Below are 12,166 nucleotides of genomic sequence, written 5' to 3' on the forward strand. Positions count from 1 at the left end.
TCTGGAACGACGTGCCGAACGGGCCGCCTATCGTTCGTCATCCTGATGGACGGCTCCCGAGCGACTTTCATTGCAGTAGCCAAGACAAAATGCCAAAGAAGTCTTTCCCCAATGGAGCAGCCGATTTGCATCGGAGGCAGTGGCTCAAGTATGCGGGCGCGTCAGCCGCCGCCGTGGGCACGCTTGCGATCGGCGCGCGGCAGGCGAGCGCCGGCGAAGGCGACACGTCCGGCACGCCGGGCGACGTGCTCGACGTGGTCATCATCGGCGCGGGGCTGGCCGGACTGACGGCCGCGCGCGACTTGCGACAGGCCGGTTGCGAATCGTTTGTGGTGCTCGAGGCGCGCGACCGCGTCGGCGGCCGGACCCTCAACTACAACGTGGAAGGCGGATTTGTCACCGAGGTCGGCGGCCAATGGATCGGACCGGGTCAGACCGCCGTCGCCGATCTCGCCCGCGAGCTGGAGATCGGCACGTTCCCGAGTTACTACGAAGGCAAGACGGTCATCCTGGGCGGCGAAGGCCGCGCGACGGCCGACCTGAAAGGCACGTTCGGAACCGACGAGGCCGTATCGTCGAAGCTCAGCAAGATGTCGCGCGACGTGCCGTCGGGCGCGCCGTGGACGTCCCCCCGGGCCGGCGAGCTGGACAAGCTGTCGGTGGCGGACTGGCTGGTGACGCAGGACATCAAGCCCGAGGACCGGGTGGGTTGGGAGGGCTCGTGCACGCTGAGCGGCGGCGCTCCGCCGGTCAGCATGGGGCTGCTGCACTTCCTGTCGATGATCAATTCGGCGTCCAACGACTTCACGCAACTCGACTCCATCAAGCACAGCGCACAGGAAACGCGCTTCATCGGCGGCTCGCAGATCCTTTGCACGAAGATGGCCGGGCAACTGGGCGACAAGGTGCGCCTGTCGACCCCGGTGCGCCGGATCTCCGGTTGGGATCGCGACATCGTCACGCTGCATACCGATCGTGGAGCGGTGCGTGCGCGCAAGGTCATCATGGCCATCCACCCGGCCCTCTGCAACCAGGTGCAGTTCGAGCCGGCGTTACCCGAGAAGCGGGCGTCGCTGCAGCGTGCGTGGCCCGCTCACTCGCCGGCGCGCAAGACGGCGATGGTCTATCGCCGTCCGTTCTGGCGCGAGAAGGGGTTGAACGGCCATATCTTCCAGGTCGGCGGGCCGATCATCTGGGCGTACGACAACTCCCCGCCGGGCGGCGAGATCGGGATCATCAATGCATTCGTCCGGAACGCGCTGTTGCCGACGGACCGGAAGGCCGCGCAACACATGCTCACGGACATCTATGCGCAGGCGTGGGGTGACGACGCGTTGTCACCCGTGTCGTATCACGACCACGACTGGAGCCGCGTCGACCCGTGGACGATCACGTGCGTGTCCGCGATTCCACCCGGTTTCTGGACTGCGCACGGCGAGGGACTGCATTTGCCGTGCGGCAATCTGATCTGGTCGGGGACCGAAACCGCGAACATCTGGGCCGGCTACATGGATGGCGCCGTGCGTTCGGGCCATCAGGGCGCATTGCAGGCGCTGAACAGCCTGCGTCGCGCATAGGAGAGCAATCATGAAAAAACGCATCTTGCTCGCCATTGCGGGGCTCGTCGCCGTATCGCTCGTCGTCTTCGGGCCGACGTTGTTGAATCTGTACCGCCTTCAACAGTTCGTGTCCGCGTCGGAAGATGCGTACCGCGCCGATGGCGGACCGTGGCCGCACCAGACCGACACGTGCCTCGGCTGTCACGGCGTCAAGGGTACGTCGGTCGATCAGGGTTATCCGAGCCTGGCGGGGCAACCGGCGTCCTACGTGGCGGCCCAGCTTCACGACTTCGCGAGCGGCAAGCGCGCCAACCCGAACATGGCGCCGCTGGCGATGAGCCTGAGCGAGGCCGAAATCAAGTCGCTGTCCGAGTACTACGCGCGGCAGCCGGCCCGCGGCAACCGGTACTTCGAAGCCGATCCGCAACAGGCGGCACAAGGCAGGCAACTGGTCGAGAAGGGGGCGTGTGCCGCGTGCCACGGTGCCCGCTTGATGGGCCAGGCGCAGTTCCCGCGACTGGCGGGCCAGGGGCACGACTATCTCCTGAAGCAATTGGAGGCGTTTGCCGCCGGCACGCGAACCGAAGCGACCGGCACGATGCAGCGCGTCGCCGCCGCGCTGTCGCCGAAAGACCGCGAGGCCGTCGCCCAGTACCTGGCGAGTTTGAATCCGGAGAAGGAATGATGAACCGTATGCAATCGGAATGGAGTGTTTGATCATGGACAGCAGATCGCTCGTACTTTGCTTCGCCAGTGCGTTGCTGGCAACCACGACGGCCACGTACGGCTGGAAGTTTCTCAAGCGGCGCAATTTCCTGCTCGGGATCGAGTGGCTCATCGTCACGGTCTCTTCGACCAACGCGCTGATCTACTTCGCGACTCACTTCGAAATCTCGGGGCTCGTGTCGCATGTCCTGGATGCGTTTTCCCGCGGCTTCGGGATGCCGCTCGTCGCCGTCGCGGGCCTGATGGCCGTGACGCGCGGCTACAGGCCGTCGGGCCGCCAGGATGTCTTGCTGTTCGGGATTTCCACCGTCGGCACCGTCGTGCTGGTGTCCGGCCTGATCGCGAAAGTGCAACCGTATTTCTATGTCGCGGCATGGGCATGGCTGACGATCTATCTCGCGGGTTTCGTGCGGAAACTGCTGGCGGCCGGCGAGCGGTTTCACGCGATGACGACGACCGTCGCGGCAGTGACCTCGATGGCGATCGCGTGCATCTACGACTTCTATCCGATACCGGGAGACGAGCACAACGTCGTGCTCAACTTCTTCGTACTCGCGCTGGTGACGTGGTCGTACATGACGGTCGTGCTGTATTACGCCTATTGCGCGCTGGAGCGCGCAGGTCAGACGCATGACGCCAGCCGGTTCCGCTCGCCACGGAACGGGGATCGTCGCCTCGCGTAAGCGCGTGGCGACGCGCATCGGAGCATTCGCGTCGATCGAAGACACGCGCCGGAGACGGCTGTCGTGTCGTCGTGCCGCGCAGGGTCGAATCGCCTCCGTGACTCACCGCGGCCGATCGCGCGCGTGAGTCACGGTGTGCCGGAGCGCGGCTTGCGTGCATCGGCCGTCGCATATTCACAGGCCTTCGTCGGGCGGTGTCGACATCGATCCGTCGACGACCCGAGCGTCTCGTTGTCCGGCTTGTTCTGGATGGGGGCGGCGCGGAGCCGACCGCGACATGTGAAGGCCGTCGAACAATCGTCACAGGAAAGAGGGGGCACTAGCCCTTCGCGTGCCCTTTCGTCGTACGTGCCAAGCGGCGCGCCGGCAGGCGCGCCGCCGTGATCGGCTTCGCATGCCAGGCATCCTGCTTTGTCCACGCATTGAATTCGTACCGGGAATACCCTCTCTTTTTATTTTGTTCTAAATTTATCATCATTACCTAACATTGTTATCCCGTTCTATAGTCAAGACGGTACAGCGGACCCGCAAGCAAGGCGGGGGCGAACCAACAGGAGGTGACAGATGGACGATCTCAAGCGCAGGGCTTTCGCAGAAGACGGCGCGGTTCTGATCGAGGGTGTGTTGAACGAGGAGCAGCTGGCCCGATGCCGGCTCGCGTTCGACTGGGGTATTGAAAACCCGGGGCCGATGGCGTCGAGCCTGCTCGACGGTACCGAATTCCGGTCACACGTCGACAACGCGAATCCGTATGCGAAGGAACGGCTCGACGAGCTGGTCGCCACGCTGCCGCTCGGTCGCCTGTTTGCCGACTTGTGGGGATCGGAGCACGCGTGGTTCTTCGCCGAGGAGCTGTTCCTGAAGCGAGGCGGAAAGGGCGCACGCTCGTTGTGGCATCAGGACACCTCGTACCTGCCGTGGGCAGGGATGCACTTCGGCAACGCGTGGATCAGTTTCGAGGCCGTTCCCAAGCGCAACGCGCTCGAGATCGTCCGGGGTTCGCATCGCGGCGTGCGTCACGACGGCACCACGTTCCAGAACGTCGACGATCCCACCGAGCCGCTGCATGGCGGTGGCGTCTGGCCGCGGATGCCGGACATCGAAGCCGAGCGCCGCGCCGATCCGGGCAAGTACGACATCATCTCGTGGGCCACGAAGCCGGGCGACGTCCTGCTGCTTCATCCCGGCGTGCTGCACGGCGGCGGCGTGGTCGATCCGGCGTTTCCCGATCGCCACACGCTCGTGCTGCGCTTCTTCGGCGACGACGCCACGTTCAGCCCGCTGCCGGACAACAGCGCATCCGGCTTCACGCCGGCCGGCGTGCTGTTCGTGGACGAGCTCGCGTCCTTGAAGGCGGGCGACCCGTTTCGCGCGCCGTGCTTCCGTCAACTCGTCTGAATCCGGAGGATTCCAGTCATGGCAACAACCAGCAAGCGGCAACAGATCATTCCACCCGGGTTCAAGGCGTGGTACGACACCTACCATTTCGCCCCGGCCACGCGTGTGGGCGACACGATCTGGGTTTCCGGCCAGGTCGGGATCGGCGCGGACATGCGGCCGGGCGACGGCGTGCAGGCGCAGGCGCGCATCGCGTTCGAATCACTGAAGGCGATTCTGGTCGAGGCGGGCGCGAGTCTTGCCGACGTGGTGGAACTGACGACTTTTCATACGGATCTGCGCGCCGAGGTTGAAGCCTTCACCACCGTGAAGGACGAATACTTCCCGGATCGCTATCCGTCGTGGACGGCGGTCGGGGTAACGCAGCTCGCGCTGCCCGAGCTGTGTGTCGAAGTGCGGGCGGTGGCGGTGGCCGGTTCCGGTGCTGCCTGACGCGGACGCCCGGCCGTTCGCGCGGCCGGTGCGGCGTCGACGCAAGAGGGTGTTCGACGCCGCCACATCCGGCAGAAGAATACCGACAATATTTCGTATTACTTACAACGTAGAGCACATCGGCCGGTGATGTCGAGCGTTTCGCGGTCGCGGAGGTCGCGCGATGGCTGTCCATGAAGCGGCGCGCCAGCCGCACGAAACGGATTGAACGCCTGTCGCCCGTCAACCGCACAACCGGTGAATGAAAGCCGAGTCTCGGAAGGAGAACATGATGAAGAAGCACACGATCGGAACCGTGTCCGCAATCGCGGCTGCGTTGTTGGTGATGGCCGGCAGCGCCGTGGCTGACGACCTCACCCCCGCAGGAGCCGAACGCGGCGCGAGCAAGGACGGCTCCATTCCGGCCTTCGCCGGCAAGCAGGAGCCGCAGTCGGGCTGGGAATACGGCAAGACGCGTGGCGATTTCTGGAAACACCGGAGCGAGAAGCCGCTTTATTCGATCGATGCCGCGAACGTCGACAAGTACGCGAGCAATCTGTCGCCCGGCCAGATCGCATTGATCAAGCAGCGCAAGGGTTACCGGATGGATGTCTATCCGTCGCACCGCGAGTGCCAGCTGCCGGAATTTGCCGAGCAGAACACGAAGGCCAACCTCACGGCCGCGAAGCTCGCGTCGGATGGAGAAACGCTCGAAGCGGGCGTCTTGCCCGGCGTGCTGTTCCCCCAGCCGAAAAACGGCGCCGAAGCGATCCTGAACTACGAGAACCGGTATCGGGGTATCGGTATCGAATGGCCGCTGGTCGTCACGTCCATCTCGCCGCGTCCGGGCGGCGGCGAATGGATCGACGGGATCGGCCCGCAGGTCTTCTATTTCCCGTCGGGCAAATCGGGCAAGAGCGGGCCGAAGGATGTCGACCAGCTCAGCCTGGCCGCCTATTTCTCGGCCACTTCGCCGGCCGCGCTGGCCGGGCAGGCATTCGTGCAGCGCCAGTATTTCAACAAGGACTCGGAAACCTACTACTACTTTCCGGGCCAGCGCCGTGTGAGACGCATGCCGGCCTATACGCATGACGCGCCGCTGATCGGCTTCGAGAACCAGTACCTGATCGACGAAGCCAACATGTTCAACGGCTCGATCGACCGGTTCAACTGGAAGCTCGTCGGCAAGCGCGACTTGCTCGTTCCGTACAACGCATTCGGCATGTACAAGTTCAAGAGCAAGCTGCACGACGTCGCAACCCCGGACGGCATCGCATCGGCGAACCGCCGCTACGAGATGCATCGCGTATGGGTCGTCGAGGCGACGGTCAAGCCGAGCGCGCGCCACGTCGCGTCGAAGAAGGTGTTCTACCTCGACGAGGACAGCTGGCTCGCGCTCGTCGGCGAGGACTACGACGCGCAGGGCAAGCTGTGGAAGGTGCGCGAGAGCTACCCGATTCCGGTATGGGAGCTGGGCGGTGCCTGCGACAACGAGCCGATGGCGCAGTACGACGTGCTGAGCGGGCGTTACGTATTCGATTCGTCGACGATCGGCCAGGGCAAGGATATCCGCTGGTATCAGGAGATCAACGATCCGCGCTTCAAGTCCGATTTCTACTCGGCGGAATCGCTGAGATCGGTCAGCGAACGCTGATTGCGGTAATAAAAAAACAAAACAGGCCCGACGTGCGCGCTCGCGCCGTCGGCATCCGGTCTGGAGATGGGTGGGTGGTGCGATGAAAGCAAGCAATATCGTTAAGAGTACTACGGTGTCGATTGCAATGCTGGGCGCGGCAACGTCGACTGCGTACGGGTACGAGTTCACGCTCGGGGACGGAGTCGTCCAGGGGTCGTGGGTGAGCAATCTCACGGCGGGCGGCGGGATCCGGACCAAGAATCCGAGCTGCTCGCTGACCGGCGATCCGAACGCATACGGATGTGGTGCGGCCGCCAATACGAACCAGTGGGGTTACGGCGACAACGGCGACCTGAATTACCGCAAGGGGCAGCCGTTCAGCACTTACGTGAGCGCGACCAGCGAGCTGCTGCTGAAGATGCCGAGCGAAGGGCTCAAGTTCATGGTGCGCGGCACGGGTATGTACGACTTCCTCGCCGGGAGAACGGCCAGAACGCCGCTGTCGAGCACGGCTGCCGCGCAGGTGGTGTACAACACGCAGCTACTCGATCTGTGGGCGCAGAAGGATTTCACGATCGGCGGGCGCAACGCGCACGTCCGGTTCGGCAACCAGGTGATCAACTGGGGCGAGAGCATCTACGCGCAGAGCGGCATCAACGCGACCAATTCGATCGATGTGCAGAAGCTGCTGATTCCGGGTTCGCAGCTCAAGCAGGCGCTGCTGCCGGCGCCGATGCTGAGCCTCGCCGCCGATCTTTCCCACGGCTTCAGCACCGAAGCGTATTACCAGTTCCAGTGGAACGGCAACCGTATCCCGCCGGTCGGGTCGTACTGGTCGCTGGCGAACGTCATCGGCCGCGGCGCCGAACCATTCACGATCAACGCGAACAACCCGAACTTGGCCGGCCCGGGAGTGGGCACGATCGCCAATGCGATCGGCGGCGGGGCCGCGGCGGGCAACCAGGACACGCTGACCGCGATCAAGAACGGGCTGGTGAACGGTGCGTTCGCCGGGCCGCCGTTCAACGATATCGGTATTCCGGTTTCGACGCAGCTGCCCGCGAAATACCGGCCGCAGTTCGGCGTGAAGTTCAATTACGCGCCGCGCTCGTTCGATGCGAACTTCGCGTTCTACTACCTGAACTACACGGACAAGTCGCCGGTGCTGTCGACGCTGGCCAACGGTACAGCCCAGTGGTCGTATCTGCAGAACCGGCAACTGTTCGGCGCGAGCGCGAACTTCGGGGTCGGCCCGTGGGCGATCGGCACTGAGCTGTCGTATCGGCCGCGCGATGCGGTTGCGCTGTCGAGCTGTTACGGCGCGGGCGGCCCGACCGACCTGATCACGAACGGCGTACAAGGGGTCGACTGCCAGCAGTGGGCCGACAAGAAGAAGTTCCAGCTGGACGTGAACGGGCTGCTGGCTCTGACGCGCAGCGAGTACCCGTTCCTGAAGCTGATCGCGGCGGATTCCGCCGCGTTGACCTGGGAACTCACGTGGATCTACTACCCGGGCCTCGGTTCGGACGTGACGCGCACGGTGGGCGGGCAGCCGGTCACGCAGGTGCCGGCCACCGGCTATTTCCCGTGGTTGAACAACAACTCGGGGCTCGGCTATCCGATCGCGCAAGGGCAGGGCACGTCGAGTTCGGTGGGCGCGACGATCGACTTCAACTGGACGTACGACGGCTCGCTGATTCCTGGCTGGCAAGTGACACCGGGCGTGACGTTCAGCACCGGCCTCTACGGGTACACGCCGACCTTCACCGCGAACTACATGCAGGGCGCGAAGTCGGTGAACGTCTACGTGCTGTTCAACCAGAATCCGCCGACGTGGCAGGCGGGCATCAACTTCGCGGCGTTCTTCGGCGGCCATCAGTCGGTGGGGAACCCGTATTCGGACCGCAATTTCGTCGGTGTGTTTGCTACCCGGAACTTCTGACGGGTGCAAGCGGAAGCGAGCGCGCGTGTCGGGCAGCGCCGGAAAACATGAAGGGGTCATGCAGTGCTTAATCGTCTGGTCAGCCGCCTTGAAAGGCTTTTTTTCGGTCATCGCGCGATCGTGCTCGCGGCGATCGGCCTGTTCACCGTCGTGATGGCCGTGTTCGCGATGCAACTGCGTATGGATGCCGGCTTCGAAAAGCAGATGCCGATCGGCCATGAGTACATCCGCACGTTCCAGCAATACCGGAACGACCTGCTCGGCGCGAACCGGATCACCGTCGTCGTGCGCGCGAAGCACGGCTCGATCTGGACGCCGGACGGCCTGACACGGCTGTACAAGGTGACGCAGGCGGTGACTTACCTGCCGAACGTCGACCGGATCGGCGTGCGCTCGCTGTGGACGTCGAATGCGTTCGTCAACGAGATCACCGACGAGGGTTTCCGCGCGGAACCGATCATTTCCGGCACGATCACGCCGGATCAGCTGACGCCGCAGATCGTCGAGAAGATCCGTCGTGCGACGACACTGGGCGGCTATGTCGGCACGCTCGTGTCGCACGGCGAGGACAGCGCGATGATCACGGCAGAACTGAACGAGCACGACAGCGCGGGCAAGGTGCTCGATTACGTCGCGTTCAATCATTTGCTGGAACAGAAGATCCGCCAGCCGTTCGAGGATGCGGGCTACGAAGTCCAGATCATCGGCTTCGCGAAGCAGATCGGCGACATCGCGGACGGCGCGAAGGGCGTACTCGGCTTCTGCGCGATCGCGCTGCTGCTGACCGCTCTTGCGGTGTACTGGTATTGCCATTCGCTGCGCTTCACGGTGCTGCTGATCGCGTGCTCGCTGACGTCGTTGGTCTGGCAGTTCGGCACGCTGAAGCTGCTGGGTTTCGGCCTCGACCCGCTCGCGGTGCTGGTGCCGTTCCTGGTGTTCGCGATCGGTGTTTCGCACGGTGTGCAGCAGGTGAACTTCATCGTGCGCGAGATTTCGCACGGGCACAGTTCGTACGAGGCGGCGCGCCGCAGCTTCAGCGGGTTGCTGATTCCGGGCGTGCTGGCGCTGATCACCGCGTTCGTGTCGTTCATCACGCTGCTGCTGATCCCGATCCCGATGGTGCGTGAACTGGCGATCACCGCGTCGCTCGGCGTGGCATACAAGATCGTGACGAACCTGATCCTGCTGCCGGTGGCCGCGTCCTGCTTCAACTTCACGAAGCGCTACGCGGACAGCGCGCTCAAGCGCGGAGAGCGGCGCTCGGCATGGCTGCGCCCGCTGGCGCGCGTCGCGCAGCCGAAGTATGCGGGGGCGACAGTCGCACTGACGCTGGTCGTGTTCGCGATGGCCGCGTGGCAAAGCCGCGATCGCGTGATCGGCACGCTGCAGCCGGGCGCGCCGGAACTGCGCGAGGACGCACGGTTCAATCGCGACGCAACGGCGATCGCCGGCAACTACGACATGGGCCTCGACTGGCTGACGGTTGCGATCGAGTCGGCCGGCAAGGGCTGCGACAACCCGGCGGTCGGGCTGTACGAAGACGATTTCGCGGCGGCCATGCGCACCGAGCCGGGCGTGGTGTCCGTGCAGTCGTACTCGGGCATGCTGCGCGCGTACAACCAGGGCTACAACGAAGACTATCCGAAGATGAACGTGGTGCCGATCGACCCGGAGAACTACGGGGCGGTATCGGTCGACGTCGGGCGCGTGAAGGGCTTCATGAAGGCCGACTGCACGATGTCGGCCGTGCACCTGTTCCTGACCGACCACAAGGCGACGACGATCAACCGCATCCTCGACGACGTGAAGCAGTATCGCGCGTCGCATCCGTTCCCCGGCATCGCCGTGCGGCTCGCGGCCGGCAACGCGGGGGTGCTGGCGGCGACCAACGAGGAAGTCGCGGGCAGCGAGCTGCCGATGATGCTGTACGTGTACGGCGCGATCCTGATCCTCGTGTTCCTCGCGTATCGCGACTGGCGCGCGATGATCGCCTGCTGTGCGCCGCTGTCGGTCGCGACCTTCATCGGCTACTGGTTCATGAAGGAACTGCAGATCGGGCTGACGGTTGCAACGTTGCCGGTGATGGTGCTGGCCGTGGGGATCGGCGTCGATTACGCGTTCTACATCTACAACCGGCTGCAGGTGCATCTCGCGAGCGGGCAGACGATCGTGAAGGCGGTGCAGCACGCGATGCTCGAAGTCGGCGTCGCGACGATCTTCACGGCGATCACGCTCGCGATCGGCGTGGCGACGTGGAGCTTCTCCGCGCTCAAGTTCCAGGCCGACATGGGCAAGCTGCTCGCATTCATGTTCATCGTGAACCTCGTGATGGCGATGACCGCTTTGCCCGCGCTCGCGTCGCTGCTCGAACGCTGGTTCCCCCGCCGCAAGCCGGCCCGCGCGCCGGGTTTGTTCAGCCACTGAAGCTTGCGAACACGCTGACGGAGATTCCCGCATGGTCAAGACCCTGGCTGCTTGCGCCGCACTTTGCATCGTCGCGGTTGCCATCCCGCGATTTCGTGAAACCGCCGCAAGCCCGACCGCGCCGGCTCGTGCGTTCGCGACCGACACGGCACGCACCGGTGTGCGCCATGCCGCGGCCGGGGAAACGGGCGCCGCGGCGTCGTCGAACGACGGCAAGGCCGAGCGACAGGCAGCGGTCGCACCGGGTGCCGACCAGCCGCCGGTCGTTGTGCTTCACGAAGCGAATGCTGGCTGGTCGTCGCTGTTCAACCACTGAAGCCCGCACACACTACAGAGATTCACCATGATCAAGATGCTGGTTGGCTGTACCGCGCTCTGCGCCGCCGCGACGGTCTTCGCGCAACCGCAGGACGGAACAGTAGCGGCCTGGGCCGCGAAGCCCGCGCACACGTGGGCCGCCCCGACACACATGATGCTGATGGACGCGACGCGTGCCGGGTCGCGGGTCGTCGCGGTCGGCGAGCACGGCATCGTGCTGCTGTCCGATGACGACGGCAAGACCTGGCGTCAGGCACGACGCGTGCCGGTGTCGGCGACGTTGTCGGCCGTGTCGTTCGCGGATGCGAAGCACGGCTGGGCCGTCGGCCAGTGGGGCGTGATTCTCGCGACCGACGACGGCGGCGACACGTGGGTCACGCAGCGGCTCGATACGTCGGTCGACCAGCCGCTGTTCTCGGTGCTGTTCACGAATGCGCAGGACGGCATTGCGGTCGGCCTGTGGTCGCTGATGCTGCAGACCCATGACGGCGGCAAGACGTGGGCGCGTACGACGCTGCCGAAACCGCCCGGCGGCGGCAAGGCCGACCGCAATCTCTATCACGTGTTTGCCGACGCCGCACACGCGCTTTACGTCGCGTCGGAACAGGGGATGGTGCTCAAGTCGGCCGATGGGGGCACGAACTGGACCTATCTGCCGACCGGCGGCAAGGGCACGTTGTGGTCGGGCGTCGCGATGCCCGATGGCCGGATCGTGGTCGGTGGGTTGCTCGGCAGCCTGTACCAGAGCAGCGACGGTGGCGCGAGCTGGACGGCCGTCGACAGTCGCACGCGGAGTTCGATCGCCGATCTGATGGCGGCAGGCGACGGCCTGGTCGGCGTCGGGCTCGATGGCCTGGTGTTGAAGCAGCGGGCCGGGGCCGCAACGGTCGAGGTCGCGCAGCGACCGGATCGTGCGACGCTGACTGCCGCGCTGCCCGGCAAGGGCGGCACGCCAATGCTGTTCTCGCAGGACGGCGTGTTGACGTCGCCTTGATTGCAACTCGAGCTGCACGGGATTTTTATCGGCAAAACTGAGTGATGGAGGCAAACATGAGCGATTCGCAGTACA

General features: G+C 64.7%; 10 protein-coding genes. All 10 read left to right on the top strand.

Going from position 1 to position 12,166, the window contains the following annotated elements; all coding sequences use genetic code 11:
- Nucleotides 1-89: 89 nt before the first annotated feature.
- The 10 genes from BBJ41_RS34965 (at nucleotide 90) to BBJ41_RS35010 (ending at nucleotide 12,091) form a co-directional block, all read left to right on the top strand.
- Entirely contained in the window at nucleotides 90-1,577 is a 1,488-nt protein-coding gene (locus tag BBJ41_RS34965) for a flavin monoamine oxidase family protein (protein WP_069750885.1), read from the top strand.
- Nucleotides 1,578-1,587: 10 nt separating this feature from the next.
- Nucleotides 1,588-2,244, top strand: a complete 657-nt coding sequence (locus BBJ41_RS34970; protein ID WP_069750886.1) for a c-type cytochrome — start codon at nucleotides 1,588-1,590, stop codon at nucleotides 2,242-2,244.
- 34 nt (nucleotides 2,245-2,278) lie between these two features.
- Nucleotides 2,279-2,968 carry a hypothetical protein gene (locus tag BBJ41_RS34975; RefSeq protein WP_069750887.1) on the top strand — a complete coding sequence of 230 codons (690 nt, stop codon included), beginning with the start codon at nucleotides 2,279-2,281 and terminating at the stop codon, nucleotides 2,966-2,968.
- Between the two features lie 564 nt (nucleotides 2,969-3,532).
- A complete protein-coding gene (locus BBJ41_RS34980) occupies nucleotides 3,533-4,366 on the top strand; it encodes a phytanoyl-CoA dioxygenase family protein (protein ID WP_069750888.1) in 834 nt (277 codons plus the stop codon).
- 18 nt (nucleotides 4,367-4,384) lie between these two features.
- Entirely contained in the window at nucleotides 4,385-4,798 is a 414-nt protein-coding gene (locus BBJ41_RS34985) for a RidA family protein (RefSeq protein WP_048247617.1), read from the top strand.
- A gap of 268 nt (nucleotides 4,799-5,066) precedes the next feature.
- Nucleotides 5,067-6,431, top strand: coding sequence for a DUF1329 domain-containing protein (locus BBJ41_RS34990; RefSeq protein ID WP_069751457.1), 1,365 nt, complete (start codon nucleotides 5,067-5,069; stop codon nucleotides 6,429-6,431).
- Between the two features lie 82 nt (nucleotides 6,432-6,513).
- A complete protein-coding gene (locus BBJ41_RS34995) occupies nucleotides 6,514-8,355 on the top strand; it encodes a DUF1302 domain-containing protein (RefSeq protein ID WP_069750889.1) in 1,842 nt (613 codons plus the stop codon).
- Nucleotides 8,356-8,418: 63 nt separating this feature from the next.
- A complete protein-coding gene (locus BBJ41_RS35000; RefSeq protein ID WP_069750890.1) occupies nucleotides 8,419-10,779 on the top strand; it encodes an efflux RND transporter permease subunit in 2,361 nt (786 codons plus the stop codon).
- Nucleotides 10,780-10,810: 31 nt separating this feature from the next.
- Nucleotides 10,811-11,095 (top strand): hypothetical protein, encoded by a 285-nt coding sequence (locus BBJ41_RS35005; protein WP_069750891.1) that lies wholly within the window; start codon nucleotides 10,811-10,813, stop codon nucleotides 11,093-11,095.
- Nucleotides 11,096-11,122: 27 nt separating this feature from the next.
- Complete coding sequence (locus BBJ41_RS35010) at nucleotides 11,123-12,091, top strand: WD40/YVTN/BNR-like repeat-containing protein (RefSeq protein WP_069750892.1); 969 nt, start codon at nucleotides 11,123-11,125, stop codon at nucleotides 12,089-12,091.
- Nucleotides 12,092-12,166: the final 75 nt, after the last annotated feature.

Source organism: Burkholderia stabilis (assembly GCF_001742165.1).
GTDB classification, from domain to species: domain Bacteria; phylum Pseudomonadota; class Gammaproteobacteria; order Burkholderiales; family Burkholderiaceae; genus Burkholderia; species Burkholderia stabilis.

Coding starts and splice junctions, on each gene's coding strand:
- BBJ41_RS34970 (WP_069750886.1), top strand. CDS start 1,588: ATGAAAAAACGCATCTTGCTCGCCATTGCGGGGCTCGTCGCCGTATCG.
- BBJ41_RS34980 (WP_069750888.1), top strand. CDS start 3,533: ATGGACGATCTCAAGCGCAGGGCTTTCGCAGAAGACGGCGCGGTTCTG.
- BBJ41_RS34965 (WP_069750885.1), top strand. CDS start 90: ATGCCAAAGAAGTCTTTCCCCAATGGAGCAGCCGATTTGCATCGGAGG.
- BBJ41_RS34975 (WP_069750887.1), top strand. CDS start 2,279: ATGGACAGCAGATCGCTCGTACTTTGCTTCGCCAGTGCGTTGCTGGCA.
- BBJ41_RS34990 (WP_069751457.1), top strand. CDS start 5,067: ATGATGAAGAAGCACACGATCGGAACCGTGTCCGCAATCGCGGCTGCG.
- BBJ41_RS35005 (WP_069750891.1), top strand. CDS start 10,811: ATGGTCAAGACCCTGGCTGCTTGCGCCGCACTTTGCATCGTCGCGGTT.
- BBJ41_RS34985 (WP_048247617.1), top strand. CDS start 4,385: ATGGCAACAACCAGCAAGCGGCAACAGATCATTCCACCCGGGTTCAAG.
- BBJ41_RS34995 (WP_069750889.1), top strand. CDS start 6,514: ATGAAAGCAAGCAATATCGTTAAGAGTACTACGGTGTCGATTGCAATG.
- BBJ41_RS35010 (WP_069750892.1), top strand. CDS start 11,123: ATGATCAAGATGCTGGTTGGCTGTACCGCGCTCTGCGCCGCCGCGACG.